Genomic DNA, 25,485 nt, shown 5'->3' on the forward strand with positions numbered 1-25,485 from the left:
ATCTGAGGGTAGCATTTTAGATAAACGGCCAAAACTCCTCGGCTTCCGATTGTATTGAGTGTGGAAATTAATGCGGAACAGTTTTTTTGACGATTCTTTAGACAAAGCCTCTATCAAACAACGCATCCGTGAACTCGAGAAAGCCACCGTTGGATTTTATAGTATTGGTCTTTATCCGGGCTCTCTGGCTTACAATGCCGTGATGCAAGCAGGGGGTACCCCTTTAATTTTGGCCCCTCGACCGGGGCGAGATCTGATGGGGGCCTTCTCCGAAGAAGCTAAAGGGGGAATGGACCCCGATCATGTCGTCAATTTGCACCGCATGGCTCGCCATAATGAGGGCCATGCTAGCGTTACCAACACCTTAGAGTACCTAATTGAGAACTGCGACTTGGTGGTTCTCAGTGCTAACAGTAATTACATCGAACAGGATTTAGAGGAAGCCTGCGCCCTGCGCCATAAATTGGGCCGTACCAATGTCGTTTTAGCTTGTTTGGCAGGTTCTTTTAGCCATGATAAGGCCAGCAATGCGGCCTATGTTCTCTGCGAAAAAAATCCTAATCTCGCCTTCTTCTCTGGATTTCACCGAGATGGAGCTTTAAGAGACCCTGTAGATAGCTTTACCGCTAATTTTTGCCATCCTAATGCCCTAACAGCTTTGATCGGTGCCTTTATGCTGGATGGCATTTCCCTCAATATCCAAGTCTCCCCTGGCGTGCATAATGTCGAAGCTCAATATATTAAGGCGGCCAAAAACATGGCCTCGATCTTTGCTGGGTTTGGTTACGAGTTTCACTGGGAAAATACGGGTATTTTACCGACCCTGCTCACTCTCCTCTTAGATCAATGCTTAGATCAAGCGGCAACGGTCTCAATGTCTCGGCGTGATCGACAAAAACTGTACACTCACCAGCCCATTGATCTAACAGAACTGGGCTACGGCGTGCCCATGATTGAAGCGACCCTCAATCAAGGGGGAGATAAGGAAAAGGTTCGCGATCATACCTTTTCCCAATTAACGGCCATGGTGGCAGATGTGCGGGGCAGCATGACCAGCCCCACCACAGGGAAACCGACCCGCAACTTCCGAGCTGGACAAGTTTTAGCAAAATCCATGAAAGAACATGGACGATGCCCATTGAATATCGAAGAATTTGAACAGTGGTGTGAAGATGCAGGCCTCAATAAAGGGGGATTAGAGGGGGTAAAAGCTCTGCGCTATTGGCCCCAAATCACGACTAAATATAAGATTCAAGTCCATGATGCTTCGATGATTAATCTCCTGCATATGGTCATTTGTGGGGATGGCAAAGAACAGGAATTTGCGTTCCAAGTCATGACCAAAAGTCGAGAGCTGTCCAATTATTGCCAAGAATCGGTTCGGCCCCTCTATAGCCGTAAATATGCAGGTATTCTCAATCGTCTGGATAAACCTGAATCCTTAGAGCAGCTTGCCAATGCCATCATTGCGGATAATGCCAGGAAAGCCCTGGAATTTGAAGAGCCTGATCTAGAAGAAATTACGACTCAAGCCGATGATCCGGCCTATTTACAGGCCATGGATAGCATTGAACAAAACGTTGATACCGCTGAGGTTCAAGAGGATTAGTCCACCATCGCAAACATCAACTCTCCCGAACAGGCCAGTTTGCCATCCACTTCGGCCTTGGTGGACATCATGGCAAACCGTTTGCGCTTCAAAGACAGAAATTCAGCCGTGATCACTAGCTGGTCTCCAGGAACCACAGAGCGGCGGATTCGGACTTTATCGATACCCGTGAACACAAATAATTTGCCAGAGGGAACATCGGGAAGTTGAGCGAGGACAATGCCGCCTACCTGAGCCATAGCTTCCACAATCAATACCCCTGGCATCAGGGGGCGACCGGGGAAATGGCCTTGAAAGAACTCTTCATTCATTGTCACGTTTTTGATGCCCACCGCCCGCTCAGACTCTTTGTAGTCGATAATGCGGTCCACTAGCAGAAAGGGATAGCGATGGGGCAGCAGCTCTTGAATCTCCTCAATCATGAAGGTGGTTTTGGGATCGGTAGAGCCATCAGAGGGATTTGACATAATAAGCAATCACTATTCAACAAAAGATGCAGTTAGCCGAGTAAGGCTTGCTGAAGGCGTTTGGCAAAGCGAATGTGGAGCGAGTGACTGGCTTTATATGCAACGTAATGGGCGGGCGGTAAATACCCTAATAAACTTAAATCGCCCATTAAATCCAGCAGTTTGTGGCGAACCGGCTCGTTTGCAAATCGCAACGGCGGATTCAGCCATTCGTCCTGACGACAAACCAAAGCATTTTCTAGACTACCACCTTTGATGAACCCCATAGCTTGCAGGGATTCTACATCCTTTGCTCGGCCAAAGGTGCGGGCGGGGGCAATGTCAGAGATAAACTCTTTAGGGCTAAATCGGCACCACTGGCTGCCGATGGCGGGTTCAGGGAAATCGATGCCGTAGCTGAACGAAAGGTGGGGCTCTGGTAGAGCCATGACCAAGGCTTCTTCGCTTCCTTGTACCAAGACTGGATGGCGAAGTATGGGTATAGTGCGAGGCTCTGACTGCACCTGATATCCCACCTTCAGAACGGCATCAGTCCACATCTGGGCGGATCCATCTAGGATCGGCACTTCTGGCCCATCTAGTTCAATGCGGGCATTGTCAATACCCATCCCTGCTATGGCTGCCAGCAGATGTTCCACTGTTGAGATAGTGGTATCTGCCTGTCTTAAAAGGGTGCAGAACTGGGTTTGGTGAACGGATGAGAGATGGGCCGGAATGTCTGGCTTATCTTGGTGCCAAAAATATCGCCCTTGATCAGGAGGTGCTGGATGCACGGTGATGGTGGCAGCAACCCCCGTATGTAAGCCAATGCCTGTAAGGGTAAAGCTGTGGTTTAGGGTGTGCTGATGCGGAGATGCGATCGCATCCTCAAAACACCTAAACCCTTCAGCCTTACTGACATTCACGCCCACACCCAGACCCACAAGGGAGCCTTAGAATCGCTGACCAAAACCAAAGTGGAATTGATTGTCCCCATCATCGTTAATCCCGTAATCCAGACGCACTGGACCGATGGGAGTTTTGACGCGAACCCCAATCCCGTAGCCAAAGCCAACCCCTGGCTTACCGCGAACAATACCAGGGCGGCCAGGAACATTACTTTGAGTGCCCAGATTACTGCCCACATCAAAGAAGAGGACGGCTCCCACACCTCCCAAGAAATTAATCAAAGGAAAACGATATTCAGCCGTGGCCTGCATAAAGCTGCGACCACTGCCCAAATCTCCTTCACCGTAGCCCCGAACAGAGGAGCTGCCGCCTAAAGAGAACGCTTCATAGGGTGGTAGGTCGCCCAAAATGGTTCCCGCTTGGACATTAAAGGCCAAGGCTTGGGGACCTTCGGTAAAGTTCGTGAGTTTAAGGGGGACAAAATAGCTGAAACTACCTCGGAGTCGAGTCAACAGAATGCTGCCAGAGCCAATGGGAGCCGACTGTTCTAAACCAAATCGGAGGGCATATCCCTTGGTAGGGTCAGATGGATCATCCCGTAAATCACGGCCAATGCCGAGCTGTACCGTGAATAGATCGTCATTGCCTGTACCACTAAAACTTAAGGCATTACCCAATTCATCCACCGGAGAAATCGAGAAGTCACTGTCGCGAATTGAAATTCGCTGGTATCGAAAACCAACCGAGCCAGTCCAGGCTTGTCTGAGATTATCTAAATCGGTCGTGAAGGGTCGGTTGAATACACCACTAATTCCCAAGCGGTTCACCCTAGGGGTATCGCCATTGGGGAGATCTACTTCAATTGGACCTTCATCAAACACGAGGGGCAGGGTGAGTCGATTGAAAATGTTGATGCTGTAGGACGAATGGTGCTTATCTCCGGCAATCCAAGGATCCGTAAACCCGGCATCAAATAAGAATTCCCGGGTGCCTGCCTGGGCCTGGACGCTTAGGGTTTGGTTATTGCCCCCTAAATTACTTTGAGTAAAGGAGCCGGTACCAAAGAAACCACTTCGAGAGCTAAAACCAGCACCAGCCGAGAAGCTGGCCGTGCTTCGTTCCTGTACATTTAGGTTCACCACTACTTTTCGTGGATCTTGACCCGGTTCAAGGGCCACTTTGACATCTTCAAAGAGTCCCAACCCAAATATTCGCTGCAGGTCGGTTTGTAGCTTGTTTCGATTCAAGGGCAAACCCGGTCCGGTGCGCATTTCTCGGGTAATGATAAATTTCCGAGTCTTGCCTTTTGTGGGTTCTCCATCTTCGTTGATGTAGCGAACGTCAATATCTTCAACGACTCCTTCAGCCACCTGGAGAGTGACGGTGCCATCGGGATCGACTTGGGGAACGCCAACGACTTGACCGAGGACGAAACCTTCATCTTGATAATATTTATTGACCCGGGTGACTCCTGCTTGGAGGTCCCGAAGGTTGAGGATTTTGCCGTATTGAGATTTGAAAATCTCATCCACTTTCTCTTGGGTGAGGACCTGATTGCCAGCCGCTTGCACCGACTGCAGAGTGGGGTTGGGCTGGACAAAGAAGGTGACTCTGACTCCTAGAGGAGTATCACTGGGTTCCGCTTTGACGTTACTGAAAAAGCCGGTGCCAAAAATGGCATTAATGTCGGATTGAATTTGCGATCGCGTCGTGGTTTGTCCCGGTCGCGTACTAATGGCTTCATAGGCATTAATCGCTAAATCACCATCTACCCCTTCAACCAAGACCTCTGAGACTAAAACCTCTGGTTCAGGGGCTGCTGGCGGTTCGGCGGTTTCGGTTGGGGGTTGAGGGGGGGTGCCTGGAGACTCTACAGAATTTTCTGGGGATTGAGTGGGAGCCTGGGTTTCACCAGGATTGCCACTGGGAATATCACCCCCAGGAACTGGAAGTCCAGGAGCTGGGGCTACTGGGGATGACTCTGTAGGGGTGACATCATCAGCAGACGGTGTTTCTGTCGGCACATCTCCAGGTGCGCCTGTATCTGGGGCAGCTTCATCTGTTGCAGGCACATCTCCAGGTGCGCCTGTATCTGGAGCAGCTTCATCCGTTGCAGGCAACTCTCCGGGGACTGCAGGAGTGGCTTCTTCAGCTGCAGGGGCGTCTCCTGGTCCTACAGGAGCGATGTCTTCGACTGTGGGGGGCTCTCCAGGGGCACCGGTATTTGGAGTAGCCTCATCTGGGGCAGACTCTACTTGTTCTTCCGGTGTAGAAGGTGCCTCAATCGCTGGGGTGGCAGGCTGATCCGGCAGGGTAAAAACCGGGGCAGTTTGGCTGGGAGTCGCATCTGTTGGCAGTTGCCCGATGGGTTGCGGTGGGGCAAAAGGTGAAGAGAGCCTGAGCTGTTCTTGGAGGCTATTGCTTTCGGAAGAGGACTGGTCTTTGGCTTGCGCTGGCGCAACCCCCAGTAGGACCGCCGTGATCACGGTTGCACCGAGAATCGGTGGAAGACTGAGAATCTTGATCGATGGAGATTGAGTCACTTCACACACCACATGCAACTGAACAACAATGAACGCTGGGAATCCTTAAAAAAATCCAAAACAGGAAGTATTCTATCGCACCATGCTAGGGAACGTATATGTCCTGAGCTAGAACCCGCTCCATGACCCGAGCATAGGCTGTGTCCACTTCTCCTAAATCCCGTCGGAAGCGATCTTTATCCATGACCCGTCGATTGGGGTCCGACTCAGCATCGTCCCAGAGTCGACAGGTATCGGGACTAATTTCATCCGCTAGCAACAGCTGTTGGTCCGACGTTATCCCAAATTCCAATTTGAAATCCACCAGGGTAATGCCGCATTGGTGGAAGAAATTAATTAGGATTTGGTTGATTTGTAGGGCCAGTTGGCGCAGTTGCTCCAGCTGCTCTGGCGTTGCCAGTTCCAGTAGCAAAATGCGATCGCGGGTCAGTAACGGATCCCCCAAGGCATCATCTTTATAATAAAAATCGACTAACGGCTGCGACAAGGGAACACCTAACTCTAGTCCTGTCTGTTGACAGAGACTCCCGGCCGCAATGTTCCGCACTACCACTTCTAAGGGCACAATTTGTACCGCTCGCATGCGCATCTGGTCTGGGTTGGGCTGATCGATGAAGTGGGTCGCAACCCCTGTCGCCTCCAGGACCTTAAAGAGGTGAGTCGCAATGGCACAATTGATGCGGCCCTTGTTGGTAATAGTGCCGCGCTTCTGAGCATTAAAGGCAGTCGCATCATCCTTATACTGGGCTAAAAGGATATCTGGATCGTCTGTCCGATAAATAATTTTGGCTTTCCCTTCGTAGAGAACCTCGCCAGTAGACATCACAGTCTCCTTTATTCAGGGATTGGGGGCAATATAGAGATGAGCTGCAAAAATTCTATGAGATTCGGGTCAAAGTCAACGCTTTGGGAGTGACACTTTCTGAAGATGGATCAAGCCTCAGAGAATAAATCCAGCGGGAAATGACCATAGGTCTGATTGATGATTTCTTCTGACTCAGACTGAAAAGAGATTAGCACCCCACGATGATTCCCCACATAATCATCGGTATAGCAGCTGCCTAAGTTGGGGTTGAACTTCAGGTAAGTGGGCCCGGTAATGGGCTGCCAACTCGTCGGCATCTCATAGCTAAAGGCTTGAGTATAGGCCGTTAAGGCAGCAATGGCTTGATCGCAGGTTTCTGCCAAGATGCCGAACATTTGGTAGTCAGTGACCTGGGCTAAGGCCAATAACGCAGTCTGGGTCTGTTCTCGCTCCTCAGTAGTGGAAATAGGTGGAGGGTCTAGGGTTGCAAATTTGGCGAGGGTTGCTTGAGATTGTTGAACGGTTGGGGAAGGAGGCATCGCGATACTTTTACTAAAAGGAAATTATGACGTTGTTTGAGGCTGGCCAATGGAAGTAACAAGGGGGACAAATTGTTCTACCCACTGGGCCTGACTGAGGGCCAAGGTAGGATAGGCAACCTGGCTATAATTTTGCCCAACGGTTAACGGAAAAATAGGGTCAGGTGCTAAGGAGAGCCATGCCCCTCCAGCGGCTTGGATAATGGGCCAAACTCCAGCAATATCCCAAATCTTGGGGGTTGCTTCTACTGCGCCAATCGTCACGCCTTGAGCAACGATTAGCAGGTTGTAACTTGCAGACCCCAGCATGCGAAGTTTGCAGGGGAATGGTTTTTTTAACACTGAAAGACTCCGGGCACAGAGACTGAAACATTGATCTCCAGAAGGTTTATCTGGACGGGTTTGGATGGGTATTTGATTGCAAAAGGCCCCGTCTTTTTGCTCTGGAGCAGACCAAAACCCATGAAAGGTTTGCCCTAAGGGGGGGAAGTGAACACAGCCAAACACTGGAACCCCTTGATAAAGCAATCCTAGGGAGGTGCCCCAAATGGGGACACCGCGAGAAAAATTAGTGGTGCCATCAATCGGATCAATCACCCAACACCAGTCGTTGCCAGGGAAAATATGTTCTGCTTCTTCGCTCAATACCCCATGTTCTGGGAAAGCAGTCGCAATGGCCTGACGCAAATAGTGATCGGCCCATTGGTCTGACTGCGTGACTAAGCTGCCATCGGACTTAGACGTCGCTTGAACTTTCCCATATTCAGTGAGTAAGCGTTCCCCAACTTGTTGTGTAACGGTGTGGGCAAAAGTGACAATAGAAGTCCAGAATGTTTGCATCAATCTTCCATATGGGATGTTGACCTCTACCGTACCTTGTTTATGAAGGATAATCGAGCAACTATTTATCTCCGTTAGACGTCAAAATTTCTAAATACTGGATGACTGTATAAAAACGAGTTGATTTGCAGTGTCCAAGAGTGATTTAGTTCTTTGTCTAGAACGTTCACTGCCATTATTGGGTTTCTTCTCCATTACACTATGACTTATCTTTTTCGTAGCTTATCGATTGTTGGTTTGGGATGTGCGATAGCCGGTGGCTGCCTTTCGAGCATCGCCAATCGACCGCTGCTTTCCCTGCCTGCCCTAGCCCAAGCCGCTTCTCCCCCCAGCCAATCTCAATCGGCTCAGGGCAATCCCCTCTTTCAGATTCGCCAGAATGACAAGCTGGGTTTTATCAATCGCTCAGGCAAAATTGTGGTGTCACCTCAGTATGACGATAGCCATGCTTTTTCAGAGGGGTTAGCAGTGGCTCAACTTGGCGAAAAATATGGCTATGTCAACCCTCGGGGGCAATGGGTGATTAAGCCCCAATTTGAGCTGGCAGAAGATTTTTCTGAAGGCTTAGCTGCTGCCATGATCAATGATCAGCTGGGCTATATTAATGCTTCGGGTCAATGGGTGATCAAGCCCCAATTCTTTTTGGTAGGACCGTTTTCAGAAGGAATGGCACGGGTCTTGATTGGTAAAAAGTATGGCTTTATTAACCGTCAAGGAAAAGTGGTGGTTCCGGCACAATATAATCTAGCCCACGACTTTTCCAATGGCCTCGCCAAGGTCCAGCTTAGAGGCCGGGTGGGGTTTATCAATAAATCAGGACAAACCGTTATTGCTCCCCAGTTTTATGAAGCCTCGCCGTTTCAAGAGGGGCTGGCAGCGGTGGAAACGAATCAAAAATGGCGCTATATCCAACCGAACGGCCAATTTGCCCATGTGGCCCAATTTGATCGAGCCTGGGCATTTAGCGAGGGCTTAGGACTGGTTCGTATGGGCCTCAAATATGGCTTTATCAGTAAAACTGGGAAAATCGTGATTGCCCCTAAGTTTGATCGGGCTGGCTCTTTTTCTGAAGGCAAGGCCTGGGTCACGGTTGGTAACAAGCAGGGCTATATCAACAAGACGGGTGCGTTTGTGATTTCACCTCGCTTTGATGAAGCCAGCAACTTCAAGCAAGGATTAGCTCTGATTAAGACAGGGGGCAAAGCAGGATATGTGAATCCATCGGGCCAAATCGTTTGGCAAAGTCCTTGAATGCCCAGAAGGGGATTTAAATCCTGTCTTAGGAAAGAGGCTCTAAGCCATATAGCAAAATGATGAGTGGTGGGGTGATCAGTGCCATTAATAGACTCAAGGGGCCACCCACCCGCATAAAATCTAGAAAGCGATAGCCCCCCGTTCCGTAAACCATCGTGTTGGTTTGATAGCCAATCGGGGTCATAAAGCTGTTCGAGGCCGCAAAGGTCACGACAAACATAAAGGCAAAGGGGTTATAGCCAAGTTCCTGGGCAACTTGGACGGCCACTGGCAACAGCAAAATTACAGTGGCGTTGTTGGAGAGAATCTCAGTCAGTAGCGCCGTTAGAACAAAAAACAGGGTGAGTAGCCAATAGCCTGATAATTGTCCCCCAACTGAAATAAGTTGATCGGCTATCAGTTGGGTCGCACCAGACTTCTTCATGGCAATCCCCAAAGGGAATAAGCCAGCAAGCAAAAATACCACATCCCAACGGACGGCTCGATAGAGTTCTCCGGGTTTTAGACAGCCTGTTAAGACCATTAACATCACCCCAGCCAAGGCGGTTACGGCAATGGAGAATTGTTTGGTGCCAGCGACGCCTACGACCAGGAGACCAATTGCGATCGCAATCCACGCTTTGTCCCGTCGGAGATTTTCAACATCTCGCTGTTCCATCACCAACAACTCTTTGCTGGTCTGCAAACCCACCAAACTTTGCTTGGGGCCTTGCACCAACAACAAGTCACCAAATCGGAGTCGAACTTTTCCTAAACGATCTCGTACTAACTCTTGTCCCCGCCGAATTGCTAACACTGTGCAGTTGTAGCGTTGGCGGAATCGTAAATCTTTAAGCGTTGAACCAACTAGGTTAGAATCCGCCAGTACCATGGCTTCAGCTGCCCCTTCCTCAGCACTGATATCGGCTTGCCAGGATTTTTGACCAAATTGCACATCTGGCAGAATTTCTAAGCCTTGGCCATCCCGAATTTTCAGTAAATCTTCTCGGCCCCCACGAACCAGCAAAATATCTCCAGCTGACAGGGTTTTATCGGCAAGGGGTTGAGGGAAATGGTTGTCATCATGGATCAGTTCCAAAATGTCAACGTCATATATCCGCTGAATCAGACTGGAACGAACGGTTTGCCCCACCAAATTTGACTGAGGGGTAACCACGACCTCACTGACATAGTCCTTCAACCCATACCCTTGACTCAAGCTGGAAGAGGTCTTCCGATTCGGTAGCAACCGATGGCCAATGGTGGCCATGTAAATCAGGCCCGCCGTAAATGTACATAAACTCAGAGCCGTAAATTGAAAAATATCAAAAGAACCTAAGCCTAGATCTGACGATAAGCCGCTTGCCAAAACGCTCGTAGAGGTGCCCAGAACCGTAATCATGCCACCCAAAATCGTGATGTAGGACAGCGGAATCATTAATTTGGACACTGGAATGCGGCGTTGGCGACTCCAATCTTCGACGACGGGTAGAAAAACGGAGACAATCGCGACGTTATTGATAATGGCGGTAAAAGGGCCAATGACAGCACCCATGATCAGCATGTGTTTTGCGGGTCGTTTGCCCCCCCATTTGAGCAAAAACTCGCTGGCCATTTGAATGGCCCCAGTCCGCGCAATCCCCGAACTGAGAATAAACATAGCCATCACCGTGATCGTGGCGGGATTGCTAAATCCAGATAATCCTTCTGTTGTGTTTACGAGTCCCAGCAACATTAGAACGACCATGACGCAGATTGCCGTCAGATCAGGGGGTAACCATTCAAAAACAAAACAGAGGAATGTTAGTCCTGTCACCAAAAAGGTCTGAAGAATTGGCTCCATAGAGGGACAGTCACTCCAAAAATCGCCGTAGTTCGCTGTTTGCCATTGAACTCAACTCTTGAACTAGACCATTCTTAAGTTAGGTTCGCAGATGTTGAGTCAGGTGAGATTATCACATACTCATTAGGATAGCTAGTACTGCGTAGGATACCAGTCAGAACATCAGATGACTAGACAACTATTTCTTAGTTCTAATGGGATAGGAATATGGATAGTTCTCAAAGGCTGACTGTCTCTACCAAACCTTGGACATGTCGTTTAACCTGATCACGGATAATACGGAAGACTTCAATCGATTGTCCAGCCGGATCTTCTAGCTGCCAATCCGCAAATATCGGTCGAGTCACCCAGGCTTCCGGTAGATTAACCCCACAACCGCATAAAGAAATGACGGCCTCAAAGTCTGGGGGCTCAAATTCAGCTAAGGCATTGGAGGTGTGATTGCTAATGTCGACTCCCACCTCTTGCATCACTTGAATGGTAAGAGGATCGACCTGGCTGGCTTCTAAGCCAGCACTCGCTACTGCAATCTTGTTACCCGCGATTGACCTTGCAAATCCTTCAGCCATATGGGAGCGACGAGAATTATGCTTACAAACAAACATGATACGTTTCATCTTTTCTTCCATGAGTGGATTACTCCCTTCCCGCTGTAAAATCGAGAAGAAAGTAAATAGACGCAGTGAACCGAACACAAGCCTTTCGAGATAAGCCTTTTGATGTAGATGAGTGGCAGAAATTCTACAATCGCAATCAACAACAATACATTCGCCAGCGATTAACCGCTATTAAACTCTTGCATGAAGGACAGAGTCGTGCCCAAGCGAGTAAGCAAGTAGGGTGTCGCTATGACACTTTAACGTGTTGGATAGACAAATTTCTCGACGGCGGACTGAGAGGTTTAGTCCAACCCATTCGACATCGAAAACCAAGTCGGTTGCCTCCAGAACAACAACAGCAACTCAAAGAAATGGTGCTAACACAACACCCGACAGACTATGGCATTGATCGCAATATGTGGACGGGGGCTATTTTGTCAGTTGTAATTGAGCAACGCTTCGAGGTGCAGTTGAAAGACTCTCGTATTTATGAATTGCTCTCGGAGTTGGGGTTGTCTTACCAGCGAGCCCACCGCGACTATGCAAATGCTGATCCGCAAGCCCAGCAAGAATGGGTAGCAGCAGTAAAAAAAACTGCAATCGCTACAACCAGGTGAGCGCATCGTATTTTTTGATGAGTTTGCTGTCTCTGAGCGTCCCAATTTATTCTATGGCTGGGCAGAACGCAATACTCGTCCAGAGGTTCCGAGCAATGAGCGGGCTCGCAAGAAACTCAACGGTTTCCTTTGTGTTGATGCCCATAGTGGCGAGGAGTATTTTGGAATAAGCCCATATTCCAAAACAGAAGATGTATCAGAGTACTTTGCAGACCTATGCTCCGAATGCGTTGAATCAGGCTACACTCAACTGTGCATTATTCTCGATAACAATCCGACTCATAAGCTCAAAATGCAGTCCCAGCTGGCTGTTCATCTAGAGCAAATGGGACTGGCCCAATCGATTCAAGTTGAGTTTTTGTATCTGCCGTCCTACTCTCCCAAGCTAAACTTGGTCGAATATGTGATTCACTTACTGAGATTGCGATTGCTGCATCATCTCCCCATTGGAACGACACTTCCGCAAATCAGACAACAGCTCTTTCAGTTCATTACCTCAAACCAGTTTCTATCGGCAGCACAAGTCCAAAAAACGCTTAATCATATCTTTTCACTCGCGCCCTAATCTTATGCCGGGAAGGGAGTAAGCTAAAGGGCGAGAACAACGTGGATCTAAAAGCGTGGCCTTTTCAGGATCTCTAGGGAACCAAAAAGCAGTTCTTTTACAGACTTCAACTAGTGCCAGCATAAGCGGAACTTCAATCAGAACTCCGACCACTGTAGCGAGAGCAGCTCCCGAGTTCAGGCCAAACAGCATGACCGCAGTTGCGATTGCTACTTCAAAGTGGTTACTGGCTCCAATCAGAGCGGCAGGTGCTGCGTCTTCATAGGTCAACCCCAGCTTTTGAGCTATGACATAGGTCATTAAAAAGATAAAGTTCGTCTGTAGAAACAGAGGAACTGCAATCAACACAATATGCAAGGGGTTGTTAACGATTAACTCCCCTTTCAGGGCAAACAGTAGTACCAAGGTGACCAGTAGAGCGATGACGGCCATGGGGCTGAGCCACTTCAGGAAAACTTGCTCAAACCACTGTCTACCGCGATGCTTCAGAATCCAGTATCGGGAACTCATACCGGCGATTAACGGCAGCCCCACATAGATCAAGACCGACAAAACGATGGTCTGCCAGGGCACGATTAAATCGTTAGCGGCTAATAGCCAGCGCCCCAATGGGGCATAAAGAAATAGCATTGCTAGAGAATTCACAGCTACCATGACCAGGGTATGTCCTTGATTGCTGTAAGACAGGTATCCCCACATCAGCACCATGGCTGTGCAGGGCGCAATCCCCAACAAAATAGCACCGGCAATATAAGAATCTGCCAAAGACACTTCACTACCACGAATGACTTCAGTCCCTTGCAACAGAGGCGTAAATACCTGTCCTAAAAAGAACTGAGCTAAAACCACCATCGTGAAGGGTTTGATCAGCCAATTGACGCCTAGGGTTAGTAGCACAGGCTTTGGGGTGCGAGCTGCACGACGAGCTTGGCTGAAATCTATCTTGACCATGATGGGATACATCATGAAAAAAAGACAAACCGCAATGGGGATAGAGATTTGGTGGAAACTGGCTGCATCCAGACAATACCTTCGCCAGGTAAGGATATGAATACAAGGTATTAGTCAAGAGGGCTTTAGTAGGACACTTGGAATTACTCCTAACCCAGTATCGCTAAAGCCCATGTTTGAGATCCTACCGCTTTTAGATTGCTTGCATCCTTACATCAATCAGACAACCCAGAAACAGCTGAGCGTCATTATCAGCGCTATGTTGGCGATGAGTGGTCGTGTCACCATGCTAGGGATATCCCGCTGGGCCGGTAAGGGGGGTAGCTATCGGAGTGTCCAGCGTTTTTTCTACACAACCATTTGCTGGCCGAACCTCCTGTGGGTGTTTTTCCGTGAGCACTGCTGGCGTCGCCACGACACCTATCTTCTCGTGGGAGACGAAGTCGTGGTGACCAAAGCTGGCAAACACACCTATGGTCTAGGTCGCTTCTTTTCAAGTTTGTATCAGCAGCCAGTGCGCGGTCTCGCGTTCTTTGGTTTATCGTTAGTGAGCATTGAGCAAGGTCATGCTTATCCAGTGCGTATTGAGCAAGTGATTCGAGCCCCTCAGCCCCAAATCTTGCCCAAAGTCGAGAAGAAACGAGGTCGGGGTCGGCCCAAAGGCTCCAAAAATCAAGACAAAACATCTGTGAGTCTCAATCGAGAATTACTACACATCAAAAGTATGATCACGGCCCTGCTGGAGCTGATGTGGGGAAGCCTATCACCGACTCATTTGGCCCTGGATGGACACTTTGGCAACAACTATGCCGTGCAAATGGCCCGCCGGGTGGGACTCCATTTGGTCTCCAAATTACGGTATGACTCCGCCTTGTATCTCCCCTACCAAGGGGCCAACAGCAAACGCAAATATGGACAGAAGCTCAATCCCCGCCAGATCGATGAACCATTTCTGTGTGAGCGCTTCTGCGATAAAGGTATTCAAACCGAGATTTTCCAAGTCCCACAGGTCCTCCATAAGGAATTTGCCCAAGCTCTCAATGTCGTCATTATTGTCAAAACGAACCTGAGCACCCATGCACAAGTTCACGTCATTTTGTTTAGCAGTGATTTGGAGTTAGCCTACCAGAACGTGATTGACTATTACTCCCTCCGATTCCAGATTGAGTTTAATTTCAGGGAGGCCAAGCAGTTCTGGGGCTTGGAAGATTTCATGAACACCACTCAAACCGCAGTGACCAATGCAGTGAATCTGTCTTTCTTTATGGTCAATCTCTCTGAGCGTCTATTGCGAGACTGCCGGCACGACAATGCCATATTCAGTGTGCTGGACTTGAAGGCTTGCTGTCGTGGGTACCGCTATGTTGAGGAGGTCTTGAAATTACTTCCGCAAAAACCAGAGCCTATTTCTTGGGCACAGATTATTGCTAAGGTAGCCAACTTAGGCGCGATACATCCTAGACAAGCATCCGAAAAACCTGAATGATTTGGCGAAGGTATTGTCCAGACCGACTGCGATGCCAGGCGCAATCCGCCCCAAGAGAATGCCCACACCAATACAAAGACCCACCCACAGGGTGAGATAGCGTTCAAAGACATTAAGCTGTCCCCCTGCCTGGACTGGAGGGGTGAGTCGAGTTTTTTGAGTTGTCATAATTTGATGAGGTTGACGAGAACCCGCTGAATCAGAAAATACTTGAAATAAGAAAGTTCTAGCTTGTGCCTATAGATATTTCGTTTTCTTTAAAAACGCCACAATCTGTATGAATTTGCTGTTGGCTGAGTTGCTCTTCACATCGATGGATAAGCGGTAGTAATTCTGCTTTTAGTTCTTGGAGCTGAATGATTTTGCTTTCGATCTGTTCAAGCTTTTTGAGTAGTCGTTCATGAATTTCACCGCAAGTTAAGGTATTCCCGGCTTGTAGTACCAAGATCTCTTTAATCTCGTCTAGGGTTAGCCCTAACGTTTTTGCTCGCTCTATAAGAGATAAACGGGCCAAATCTTGATCATTGAAGACTCGATATCCGGAGTCATTTCTCTCTGGCGCAGGAATGAGGCCAATCCGCTCATAGTAATAGAGGGTCTGAGGATTAAGGCCAAAGGTTCGAGCAACATCGCTAACACGGTTCATGATGGCGATAGGGATTTACACTGGTTGCATCATAAACCTTATACCTAGCTATAAGGTCAAGGAGCATATGCTTCCTGACTGTTGTCGCTAAGTCTTCAAACCTCTACAAATCAGGGGTCTTTAGTCCAAGGAGTGAAAGCATGATGTTGCTGAAAGCGGAGTTAAGGTTGAACCAGGCCTCTTGAAACCCTTATTCCCTCCTAGATGACTGTCAGTTAAACAACTTTATTGCGATTGAATGGGCAAGCAAGAACCCTGATGAAAAAGCTGCGAGTCTTCTGCTAAAGGGGGGGAAGAGATAACGGCAAAAGTCAGCTCTCCAAACCTCTTCCCCTTTTGCCGTAGTCCCACGATAGACTGTGTAAGCAAACCTTTGGTCTGCATGAATTAGGCAATATTTCAGTGGGGTCGGTGATGGCGACGTTTTTATTAGAAGTGGGTACAGAAGAGTTGCCCGCAAGTTTTGTAGAATCGGCGATTCAGCAATGGAGATCGCAAATTCCTAACAGTCTAAAAGAACATCTCCTGACCCCAAAATCCCTCAAGGTTTATGGTACGCCCAGACGACTCGCCATATTGGCTGAAGGCTTGCCAGAACAGCAGCCTGACCAAACTGAAGAGGTCAAAGGTCCTCCTGCCAAAGCCGCGTTTAAGGACGGCCAACCGACCAAAGCCGCCGAAGGATTTGCCCGTAAACAAGGGGTTGGTATTGCTGATTTTGAATTGCGCGATACGGAGAAAGGTGAGTTTATCTTTATCCAGAAAACGACCCTGGGTAAGCCTGCGGTTGAAGTTTTAGCCGCCCTGATTCCAGATTGGATTTTTGGCCTAGACGGTAAGCGGTTTATGCGTTGGAGCGATGGAGAAGTTAAATTCTCCCGGCCGATTCGATGGTTGGTATCGCTGTTGGACGATCATCTTATACCTATTAAATTGGAGAATTCAACAGGTACGATAACTAGCGATCGCATTTCCAGTGGTCATCGGGTGCTCCACCCTGAACCGGTGACGATCAAGCATCCCCAAGACTATGTTGCCACCTTAGAAAAGGCTTCTGTACAGGTGGATCCAGGCCAGCGCCAAACTTTAATTCAAGAGCAGATTCACGCCTGTGCCCAGTCCGTTAAAGGCAAAGCCGTCATTTCCGAAGATCTGCTGACGGAAGTGACCTATTTAGTGGAATGGCCTACCGCCGTAGTGGGGGGCTTTGAGTCAGAATTTCTGGAGCTGCCTTCCGAGGTAATTACGACAGAAATGGTGAGCCATCAGCGCTATTTCCCCGTTGAGGCTAGTAAAGAAGCTAAGCTTTTGCCTCACTTCATCACGATTTCCAACGGCGATCCAGCGAAGTCAGAGATTATCTCGTTTGGGAATGAACGGGTGATTCGGGCTCGGTTAGCCGATGGTCAGTTTTTCTATAAAGCGGATCAGGCGCTGTCTCTTGCGGATTATTTACCGAAGCTAGAAACGGTGACCTTCCAGAAAGATTTAGGATCTGTACGGGCCAAGGTGGATCGTATTCAGGCTAACGCCCAACGCATTGCCCAGCAGCTCAAGCTCGATAAAAAGACGACTCAACAGGTAGAGCGGGCAGCCTTGCTTTGTAAAGCAGATTTGGTGACCCAAATGGTAGGTGAGTTTCCTGAATTGCAGGGAGTGATGGGTGAGAAATATGCGATCGCAAGTGGTGAATCCACCGAAATTGCCACTGCTATCGTTGAACATTACCTACCCAAAGGGGCCAACGATCAGCTCCCACAGACTCTTGTAGGGCAGATCGTCGGTATTGCCGATCGATTGGATACCCTAGTCAGTATTTTCGGCCTAGGGATGATTCCCACCGGGTCGTCCGATCCATTTGCTTTGCGCCGGGCAGCCAATGCCATTCTCAATATCGTTTGGGCTGCCAATCTAGATCTCAACCTAGATCAACTACTCACAGAAACCATCACTGCCTTTACCAAGACCTTTGCTAAATTCCAGCCCGATGTCCAAAAGCTTCATGACTTTTTTGGGCAACGACTACGCAGTTTGCTTCAGGATGAGCAGAACATTGACTACGACTTAGTCAATGCAGTCTTAGGCGAAAATGGTGAGCATGCCCAGCGGGTGCTGGTGGATGTGCTAGATGGCCGCGATCGCGCTCAATTTCTGCAGACCATCCGCACCGATGGCACGTTAAACACGATTTATGAAACCGTCAACCGAGCTGCTCGACTGGCGACGAAAGGCGATTTGCCAACCGATGTGCTGGATCCGAAAGACCTTGTGAATCCGAAGCTGTTTGAACAGTCATCCGAACAGGCTTTTTATGATGGCTTACTCAAGCTCTTACCTCAAACTGAGGCAGCCCAAGCTTCTCGAGACTATCAACAGCTTGTCCAGGGCTTAGCAGAAATTGCGCCTGCAGTGAGCCAATTTTTTGATGGCGACGATAGTGTTTTAGTTATGGCAGAAGATGCTGATTTGCGCACTAACCGCTTGAACTTACTGGGATTATTGCGCAATCACGCCCTCGTGCTAGGTGACTTCGGAGCCATCGTCAAAAGCTAGAATGGAGGGGATCTATCGGCCCCCTTGCCTATATGGCAGCTCCCCCTTTACTGAATCCCACCTGCCACCGTACCCCTGAAGGGTTAATGATTATTGCAGAGCATCTACCCGTGGATGCGGTCAACTTTAGCCTTTGGGTGAATGCTGGCTCGGCGGTGGAAGCTGATGCCATCAATGGTATGGCTCATTTCTTAGAGCATATGGTGTTTAAGGGGACAGAGCGGCTCCCAGAAGGTGCGTTTGAACGCCAAGTGGAGGCCCGAGGCGGCGTTACCAATGCCGTCACGAGTCAGGACTACACCTGCTTTTACGTCACTGTTGCTCCTCGGGATTTTAATGCGATCGCACCGTTGCAAATTGATCTGGCCCTCAATGCCCGTCTAGATGCCGAGAGCTTTGAGCGAGAACGGCTGGTGGTGCTGGAGGAAATTCGCCGTTCTGACGATAATGTTCGCCGTCGACTATTTCGGCAAGCCATGACCTTGGGATATGCCCAATTACCCTATCGGCGACCTGTTCTGGGTCCTGCTGAGGTAATCCAATCCCTTGCTCCCAAGCAAATGTATGACTATCATCGGTCTTGGTATCATCCTGAAAATCTAACCGCTGTTGTGGTGGGTAATCTGCCCGTGGAGCAGATGATCGAAACCGTTGCTCAAGAATTTGCCACACCCTCTAGTCCTCCTCCCTCGGCCCCAGTCCAGGCCATCGAGCCGCCTTTTGTTGACATCACTCGTCAAACAGTCGTTGACCTTAAACTGACCCAGGCTCGCTTAGTGTTGCTATGGCGGGTACCCGGAATTCAACAGCTCTCTCAAACCTATGCCTTAGATGTCCTAGCCAAAATTTTAGGAGGTGGACGAAACGCGCGCTTAGTTAAATCCCTACGAGAAGAGAAGCAGTGGGTTGAGCGCATCTCTGTCAGTAACCTCACTCAGGTATGGCAAGGGTTATTTTGGATCTCCGCCCAGGTGCCGCCAGAGAATTTGGAGCGGGTAGAAGCGGAAATTATCCGTCATTTACAGCAGCTCCAAGATGAACCGTTGCCCGCATCAGAGTTAGAACGACGACAACGGCAAATGGTGAACCAGCATTTATTTGGTACTGAAAGCCCGTCTAGTCGAGCCGGTCTGTATGGATACCACCATGCGATCGCCCATAACCTAGAAGCTGGCCTGCAGTATCCACAGTATATTCAGCAACTGACCCTAGCTGATCTGCAACAGGCTGCTCAGACTTACCTCTCCACCACGGCTTATCGGGTATTAACAGTACTGCCAGAGGCTTAATCCCTCAGACCGTCCTTAACTGACCGATAACTGTTTTAACAAGGCATCCACTTTCTTAACCCCATCGGCTTGGCGCTGAAGTTGGTACAGCTGACGGGCTTTGCGTAATTCAGGAATGGCTTCCCGATGGCGGTTCCGGGCAATGAGCGCTTTCGCTAATTTATAAAAGGCGCTGGGATTACGCTTTTCTAGCTTAGCTGCCTGACGAAAGGCAACCACAGCCCCTAAGGCATCCCCCTTTTGCATCAATACATCCCCCAGACCTTCATGGGCTGCCCCTAAATTCTTGTCATGCTGCAACGCCTGTTTATAGGCCGCTAAGGCTCGCTCGTTGTTTCCCTGGCTCTGCAACAGCTGTCCTGTCCGCAAATGGACCTTGGGGTTTCTTGGATCTAATTTGACTGCTTTATCTAGGGCTGCTAATCCTTCTTTCGTTTTGCCTTGAGCGGCATAGGCCAAAGCCAGATTCATCTGAATTTCGCCATTCTTGGGAGACAAAGTGGCGGCTTTTTTCAAATTAGTAGCGGCAGGCTCCACCTGATTCCTTTTCAAGTGAATCAGCCCAATCGAGTTGTAGGCTCCGCCATTCTTGGGGTTAATCTCGATCACTTTTTGGAAGTTTTGGAACGCTTCGTCATATTTCTGTTGGCGACTGTAAATGACGGCCAGGCCTTCATAGGCCCGTACATTTTTGGGTTCCAGTTCGATGACTTTTTGATAGGCCGCCGCAGCTTGGTCATTCTGGCCTAAGTTGCCCAAGCTGTATCCCAAGGCATAGTGAAAATTGGCATTTTTACCATCGAGGGCGATTGCTTTTTTATAAGCTTCGACGGATCGGGCAAAATCCTTTCTTTGGGCCTGAATATAGCCAATCGCTGAAAATATACGCGGGTTTTTGGTGTCTAGCAGAGTGGCTTGTCGATAGGCCTGCAAGGCCATATCTAAATTATTGGCCTCCACCAACTCTTTACCTTTCTTAAATAGCTGAAAAAGTTGGCGATCTTTATTCACCTGGGCCACAGGTTCAGCATGGACAGGGCTGTTTACCTGTTCAGGAATGATGACTCCAACCCCCAGAATTAACAAAATACTGGTGCTTAGTAAGCGCATGCTTAACATTCATCTCTCCTGATTACAAAATCGTCAACATACTTCATGGTTGTTAACCCTGCCTTAAAAGAAGTGGCATTTTTGCCAAAACAGACTGAATCCTGAGTTACACCAGAGGTACGTCTCAAGTCTCTGCAGTCTACGAGCAGGAACTCCTTCATTCATGAGACTGAGATTTACCCCTTCTAGTTTCAATTTTCATTATTTTGCTTGCTGCGATTGATCGCAGCGATATCGTCTATCAACGAGGTAACTATGAATAGTTTCCGAAATATTGCCCTGGTGGGTCCCTATTCCAGTGGCAAAACAACGCTCCTCGAAAGTTTACTCCATGTCACGGAGGTCACCACCCGAAAAGGGTCCATAAAAGAAGGCAACACCGTGGGGGATGCAAGCGCTGAAGCCCGGGAACGCCAAATGAGTACAGAAGTAACGGCTGCCAGTTTTGAACATGGCGGCCTTTCTTTTACTTTTTTAGACTGCCCAGGTTCTGTCGAGTTATTGCAAGAAACCCTAAACTGTCTGGTTGGGGTTGATGCTGCTGTAGTGGTGTGTGAGCCTGAACCCGAGAAAGTCCTCACCCTGGCTCCCTTATTTCAAACCCTGGATGAATGGGAAATTCCCCATCTGGTGTTTATCAATAAAATGGATCGTGCCAACGCTCCCTTTAGCGAAGTCTTAGATGCTCTCAAGCAAGTCTCCAGCCGTCCTCTGGTCCTTCATCAATACCCCATTGGCCAAAACGAAGACCTTCAGGGATTTATTGATCTCGTTTCTGAACAAGCTTTCCATTACCATCCCGACTCCCCTGCGGACCCGATACCTTTACCTGCAGAACTGGCGGATCAGGAAAAAGCGGCCCATACAGAAATGTTGGAAGCGTTAGCTGATTTTGATGATCATCTTTTAGAAGAACTCTTAGAAGATATTGAGCCACCCCAATCCGAAGTCTTACAAGATCTGAAAACAGAACTTGGGGCCGATTTAATTGTGCCGGTCTTTATAGGGGTCGCTGAGGCAGGATTTGGGATTCGTCCCCTACTAGACGCCCTTGAGAAGGAAGCACCCGATGCGAATGACACGGCTCAATCTCGTGAACTAGAACCCAGCTCAGATCGTCTGGTTGCCCAGGTATTGAAAAACTATTTCTCTCCTCAGGGCGGCAAACTATCCCTAGTGCGAGTGTGGCAAGGGACCCTGACCGAGGGGATGACCTTAAACCAAGTGCGAGTCGGTGGCATCTACCGTTTATTGGGACAACAGCAACAGAGTCTCACCCAAGCAAAGGCGGGAGACATTGTGGCCTTGAGCCGCTTAGATGGGGCCAAAACTGGGGATACCCTTGTTGTTGTTAATGGAGTTGCTCCTCCAGATTTACCGACGGCTCAGCAGCTTGAACCCGTCTATTCTCTAGCGATTTCCCCCAGAGATCGCAAAGATGAAGTCAAACTCAGCGGTGCCATTAGTAAGCTCTTGGAAGAAGACCCCAGTTTGAGTTGGGAGCATCGGGACACCACCCACGAAATTGTGCTGTGGGGGCAAGGGGATATCCACCTGCAAATTGCCACGGATCGGCTACAACGTAAACATAAGTTACCCATCAAAACCCATACCCCCCATGTCCCCTACATGGAAAGTATTCGCAAGTCAGCCTCTAGTCATGGCCGCTATAAGCACCAAACCGGTGGACATGGTCAATATGGAGATGTGCAGTTAGATATCAAACCGAAGGCGAGAGGAGAAGGCTTCAGCTTTAAGGACACCATTGTGGGAGGGGTGGTCCCTCGACAATATATCCCAGGTGTGGAGATGGGCGTTCGTGAATTCCTTCAGCATGGTGTGTTGGGTTTCCCCATCGTCGATATTGATGTCACCCTCACCGATGGCTCCTATCACTCGGTGGATAGCTCAGAACAGGCCTTTAAGCAGGCGGCACGGATTGCCATGCAGTCTGGACTTCCCAATTGCCAACCCGTACTCTTGGAACCTATTGAACGAGTGACCCTATCCACTCCGACAGAATTCACATCCAAGGTCCTGCGTTTAATCAGTAATCATCGCGGTCAGGTCTTAGGCTATGAAGGCAAGGCCGATTGGGACAGCTGGGATGAAATCTCGGCTTATTTGCCGATGGCAGAGATGCAAAGCTTGATTATTGAGTTGAGATCCCTCACCCAGGGGGTTGGCTTCTTTAATTGGCGAGACGATCATTTGGAAGAAGTGCCCGACAAAGTAGCCGAACGGGTTTTGGCAAGAGTCGAAACAGAAGTCTAGCCTTACCCAAGTCTTTCTCCGAATTTTTGTGATGCGGTCTGTTGGTATCAACCGCATCACTTTTTTGATGAATACCCTCAGATTTACAAACAAATTTTTCCCAAATATTGATAAATTATGAAGTTCTTTTGCCTATCCTAAGATAGGCTGCATATTCTCTATACAAAGCGGGCATGTTAAACCTGCAACCAGTGAGAAGTGCTTAGATCACAGCCCCTATCTGTTTTGGGTCACAGTCAACATTAATGAGCGAAGATTATATTTTCTTATAAAGGGAATAAAATTACTCAAGCTCAAGGGATATTGTCGAGTGCCTCTAGGCAAAAATGCATATTCTAAGCAATAATGCGTAGTCAAGTGTGTGTGTGTTGTTTGTGTTTGTGAGGAGTTACAGTCGTTGTGCGGAAAAGAAGCGAAGGCGATCTCGATGGTATCCCCAGCTACGTTCGAAGAACTACAAGTGCTTATTCCCCCCAGCAATTACCTATAGGTGTCTTTGATAGCGGTGTGGGTGGTTTAACGGTTCTGAAGGAATTGCAGCAGCAGCTTCCTCAGGAGTCTTTTCTCTATTTTGGGGATACGGCGAATGTCCCCTATGGAACACGCTCTCAATCCGAAATTCTCGGATTTGTCCGCCAAATTTTGCGTTGGATGACATCTCAACCCATCAAGATGGCAATTATGGCCTGCAATACTAGCTCAGCATTAGCCTTAGATGAAGTGCGTGCTGAGTTTGATATTCCTATCTTAGGTATTATCCTGCCAGGGGCACGAGCAGCCGTTAAACAAGGGAAACGTATCGGCGTGATTGCAACGCCTGCCACAGTGGCGAGTAAAAGTTATCCGCAAGCGATTCAAGAGGTCAATGCCACTGCCCAGGTTTTCCAAGAGGCCTGCCCAGAATTTGTCCCTCTCATTGAACACAACCGCATTCGCGAACCTGAAACCCTCCACATTGTCCACCAACACTTAAAGCAACTTCTGCAACAAGGAATTGACACTCTTGTCTACGGATGTACCCATTACCCTCATTTGTCTGGTGTGATTCGACAAATTTTGCCACCCCACGTCAAAACCGTTGACCCGGCTGTGTATATCACTACCGCTGCAAAACAAGAGCTAAAGCTTCTCCAATTGCAGAACGGAAACCCCTCTCCAACGACTCGGTTCTTTGTCAGTGGTTGTCCCGAACAGTTTGCTGAGTTATCCTACCAATGGCTAGGGTTTCTGCCAGTCGTTGAGAAGGTTGTCTTGCCTGAACTCGCCTCACCACAATCTGTTGAGGCTGTTGAGCAGATTTAAATCTACCAGATCAAGATTGCTGTCCTTAATGCAAGGCAGAGGTTCGCGAACACGTCATGGTTGCTATTGTTGATTCGTCTCAACAGTGGTTGATTAGTTTGACTAGGTTTATAGGGATTGTTGTTACAGAACAACAGTTCTAGCCTCGTGGGGTGGCTCACGATCGAGCTGGCTTGATTTAAGTTGCAATTTTAGGATCTATGTATAGTCTTCATTCTTGGTTGAAAAGAACAGCCCTGCTGCTGCTCACCCTCGCTTTTTCCTTTGGTCTATCAGGGCCAGTCTGGTCCGCCCCGCTTTTGTCGCTATCTGTTTTACCAACGGCTAATGCCGTGAAAGATGGCAATAGCATTCTGCGTTTTGCCCTACCCATTGATGAACCCTATATTCGGGATATTCAAAATGCTGTAGAGGGAACGACGCCCCAAATTCGCGGCAAACGATGGCCTGAAATTCGCAAAGGACTGGGCAAAGCGAAAAGAACCCTCGATTTTCACCGCTCCGATATTTTGGCGGCGGTTGTGACTGATCAACAAGGGGTTGCAGCCGAACAGTTAGATCTAATTGGTCAAGCGTTACTAGAATTAGAAGATGCTGTAGCGAACAAGGACATTGACCAGTTCAACGCCATTCGTAAACCTCTGGCGGATCGAGTGGGCATTATCGAAGAAGCGATGCTCACAGAGTTTCCCTTTGAGGTGCCTGAAGAATATCAAAATCTGCCTCAATTGAAAGGTCGAGCCACGATTGCTGTCACTACCAGTAAAGGTGAGATGACGATGGTGGTAGATGGCTATAGTGCTCCAGTGACAGCAGGGAACTTTGTCGATCTCGTTCAGCGCAAATTTTACGATGGCCTAGAGTTCACCCGGGCTGAAGAGTCTTATGTGGTTCAAACGGGCGATCCAGATGGTCCCGATGCAGGTTTCATCGATCCTAGCACTGGAGAATACCGGGCTATTCCTCTAGAAATCATGGTTAAGGGCGATTCTGAGCCGATTTATGGTTCTACTTTGGAAGAGCTGGGAATCTACCTAGATGAGCCAGTATTGACTTTCTCTTCCTACGGCACTATGGCAATGGCTCGGCCAGGCGATGATGCTAACGGCGGTTCTTCCCAGTTCTTTTTCTTGCTTTTTGAACCTGAACTAACGCCTGCTGGCTCAAATCTATTGGATGGTCGTTATGCGGTCTTTGGATACGTGGTGGAAGGCCAAGATGTGCTCGGTATGATTAAGCCCGGCGACGTGATTGAGTCTGCTCGGGTGATTAAAGGGGCTGAGAATCTAGTCTAATTTCAAAATCTAGACCAGTATCAACCACAAT

19 protein-coding genes and 2 pseudogenes are annotated in these 25,485 nt (G+C 48.7%); 9 read left to right on the forward strand and 12 right to left on the reverse strand.

All coding sequences use genetic code 11. From position 1 onward, the window contains the following. Positions 1-70: 70 nt before the first annotated feature. Positions 71-1,609, forward strand: a complete 1,539-nt coding sequence (locus tag I1H34_RS10525; RefSeq protein ID WP_212665572.1) for a hypothetical protein — start codon at positions 71-73, stop codon at positions 1,607-1,609. Here I1H34_RS10525 and fabZ read toward each other — a convergent pair. The 6 genes from fabZ to I1H34_RS10555 all read right to left on the reverse strand — a co-directional run bounded on the left by fabZ (position 1,606) and on the right by I1H34_RS10555 (position 7,691). Continuing rightward, positions 1,606-2,076: a 3-hydroxyacyl-ACP dehydratase FabZ gene (fabZ, locus tag I1H34_RS10530; RefSeq protein ID WP_212665573.1), complete on the reverse strand. Its 471-nt coding sequence runs from the start codon at positions 2,074-2,076 to the stop codon at positions 1,606-1,608. The two genes, I1H34_RS10525 and fabZ, sit on opposite strands and share 4 nt — an antisense overlap. Before the next feature lie 32 nt (positions 2,077-2,108). Continuing rightward, entirely contained in the window at positions 2,109-2,993 is an 885-nt protein-coding gene (lpxC, locus tag I1H34_RS10535) for a UDP-3-O-acyl-N-acetylglucosamine deacetylase (protein WP_396124650.1), read from the reverse strand. A 15-nt stretch (positions 2,994-3,008) separates the two neighbouring features. Further along, positions 3,009-5,507, reverse strand: coding sequence for a BamA/TamA family outer membrane protein (locus tag I1H34_RS10540; protein WP_249369989.1), 2,499 nt, complete (start codon positions 5,505-5,507; stop codon positions 3,009-3,011). 85 nt (positions 5,508-5,592) lie between these two features. Further along, on the reverse strand, positions 5,593-6,330 hold the full coding sequence (gene purC, locus I1H34_RS10545) for a phosphoribosylaminoimidazolesuccinocarboxamide synthase (protein WP_212665574.1): 738 nt from the start codon (positions 6,328-6,330) through the stop codon (positions 5,593-5,595). Positions 6,331-6,440: 110 nt separating this feature from the next. Beyond that, positions 6,441-6,851: a DUF1824 family protein gene (locus I1H34_RS10550; RefSeq protein ID WP_212665575.1), complete on the reverse strand. Its 411-nt coding sequence runs from the start codon at positions 6,849-6,851 to the stop codon at positions 6,441-6,443. A gap of 24 nt (positions 6,852-6,875) precedes the next feature. Continuing rightward, entirely contained in the window at positions 6,876-7,691 is an 816-nt protein-coding gene (locus I1H34_RS10555; RefSeq protein WP_212665576.1) for an inositol monophosphatase family protein, read from the reverse strand. A 201-nt stretch (positions 7,692-7,892) separates the two neighbouring features. On the opposite strand from I1H34_RS10555, the gene I1H34_RS10560 reads away from it, so the two are divergent. Beyond that, positions 7,893-8,942, forward strand: coding sequence for a WG repeat-containing protein (locus tag I1H34_RS10560; protein WP_212665577.1), 1,050 nt, complete (start codon positions 7,893-7,895; stop codon positions 8,940-8,942). Between the two features lie 28 nt (positions 8,943-8,970). On the opposite strand, the gene I1H34_RS10565 is transcribed toward I1H34_RS10560, so the two are convergent. Together I1H34_RS10565 and arsC are read right to left on the reverse strand one after the other, a co-directional pair. Continuing rightward, a complete protein-coding gene (locus tag I1H34_RS10565) occupies positions 8,971-10,767 on the reverse strand; it encodes an SLC13 family permease (protein ID WP_212665578.1) in 1,797 nt (598 codons plus the stop codon). 218 nt (positions 10,768-10,985) lie between these two features. Beyond that, complete coding sequence (gene arsC / locus I1H34_RS10570; protein ID WP_212665579.1) at positions 10,986-11,384, reverse strand: arsenate reductase, glutathione/glutaredoxin type; 399 nt, start codon at positions 11,382-11,384, stop codon at positions 10,986-10,988. A gap of 65 nt (positions 11,385-11,449) precedes the next feature. On the opposite strand from arsC, the gene I1H34_RS10575 reads away from it, so the two are divergent. Continuing rightward, a protein-coding gene (locus tag I1H34_RS10575) for an IS630 family transposase (RefSeq protein ID WP_212665567.1) occupies positions 11,450-12,548 on the forward strand; the annotation gives its coding sequence in 2 pieces (ribosomal slippage) (positions 11,450-11,953 and positions 11,955-12,548; 1,098 coding nt in all). Here I1H34_RS10575 and arsB read toward each other — a convergent pair. Beyond that, positions 12,534-13,571 (reverse strand): annotated as a pseudogene (gene arsB, locus I1H34_RS10580) (ACR3 family arsenite efflux transporter); the annotation flags it as partial. The gene I1H34_RS10575 and the pseudogene arsB overlap by 15 nt on opposite strands. 100 nt (positions 13,572-13,671) lie before the next feature. Between arsB and I1H34_RS10585 the strand changes: the two are divergent. Then, complete coding sequence (locus I1H34_RS10585) at positions 13,672-14,985, forward strand: transposase (RefSeq protein WP_212665580.1); 1,314 nt, start codon at positions 13,672-13,674, stop codon at positions 14,983-14,985. A 15-nt stretch (positions 14,986-15,000) separates the two neighbouring features. Here the strand turns inward: I1H34_RS10585 and I1H34_RS10590 are convergent. Both I1H34_RS10590 and I1H34_RS10595 read right to left on the reverse strand, forming a co-directional pair. Beyond that, positions 15,001-15,153, reverse strand: a pseudogene (locus I1H34_RS10590) (arsenical-resistance protein); the annotation flags it as partial. Positions 15,154-15,211: 58 nt separating this feature from the next. Further along, the gene (locus I1H34_RS10595) at positions 15,212-15,631 is read right to left on the reverse strand and encodes a heavy metal-responsive transcriptional regulator (RefSeq protein WP_212665581.1); all 420 of its coding nucleotides are present in this window, start codon (positions 15,629-15,631) and stop codon (positions 15,212-15,214) included. 414 nt (positions 15,632-16,045) lie between these two features. Here I1H34_RS10595 and glyS point away from each other — a divergent pair, with 414 nt between their 5' ends. Both glyS and I1H34_RS10605 read left to right on the forward strand, forming a co-directional pair. After that, entirely contained in the window at positions 16,046-18,184 is a 2,139-nt protein-coding gene (gene glyS, locus I1H34_RS10600; RefSeq protein WP_212665582.1) for a glycine--tRNA ligase subunit beta, read from the forward strand. A 32-nt stretch (positions 18,185-18,216) separates the two neighbouring features. Further along, entirely contained in the window at positions 18,217-19,473 is a 1,257-nt protein-coding gene (locus I1H34_RS10605; protein WP_212665583.1) for a M16 family metallopeptidase, read from the forward strand. Positions 19,474-19,488: 15 nt separating this feature from the next. Here the strand turns inward: I1H34_RS10605 and I1H34_RS10610 are convergent, their stop codons facing one another. Next, the gene (locus I1H34_RS10610; protein ID WP_249369992.1) at positions 19,489-20,583 is read right to left on the reverse strand and encodes a tetratricopeptide repeat protein; all 1,095 of its coding nucleotides are present in this window, start codon (positions 20,581-20,583) and stop codon (positions 19,489-19,491) included. A 255-nt stretch (positions 20,584-20,838) separates the two neighbouring features. On the opposite strand from I1H34_RS10610, the gene I1H34_RS10615 reads away from it, so the two are divergent. The 3 genes from I1H34_RS10615 (at position 20,839) to I1H34_RS10625 (ending at position 25,454) form a co-directional block, all read left to right on the forward strand. Continuing rightward, a complete protein-coding gene (locus tag I1H34_RS10615) occupies positions 20,839-22,857 on the forward strand; it encodes an elongation factor G (RefSeq protein ID WP_212665585.1) in 2,019 nt (672 codons plus the stop codon). Between the two features lie 399 nt (positions 22,858-23,256). Beyond that, on the forward strand, positions 23,257-24,159 hold the full coding sequence (murI, locus tag I1H34_RS10620; protein WP_396124645.1) for a glutamate racemase: 903 nt from the start codon (positions 23,257-23,259) through the stop codon (positions 24,157-24,159). Positions 24,160-24,359: 200 nt separating this feature from the next. After that, positions 24,360-25,454 (forward strand): peptidylprolyl isomerase, encoded by a 1,095-nt coding sequence (locus I1H34_RS10625; protein ID WP_212665586.1) that lies wholly within the window; start codon positions 24,360-24,362, stop codon positions 25,452-25,454. The last annotated feature ends 31 nt before the right edge of the window (positions 25,455-25,485 follow it).

This window comes from Acaryochloris marina S15, assembly GCF_018336915.1.
In the GTDB taxonomy this organism is placed as follows: domain Bacteria; phylum Cyanobacteriota; class Cyanobacteriia; order Thermosynechococcales; family Thermosynechococcaceae; genus Acaryochloris; species Acaryochloris marina_A.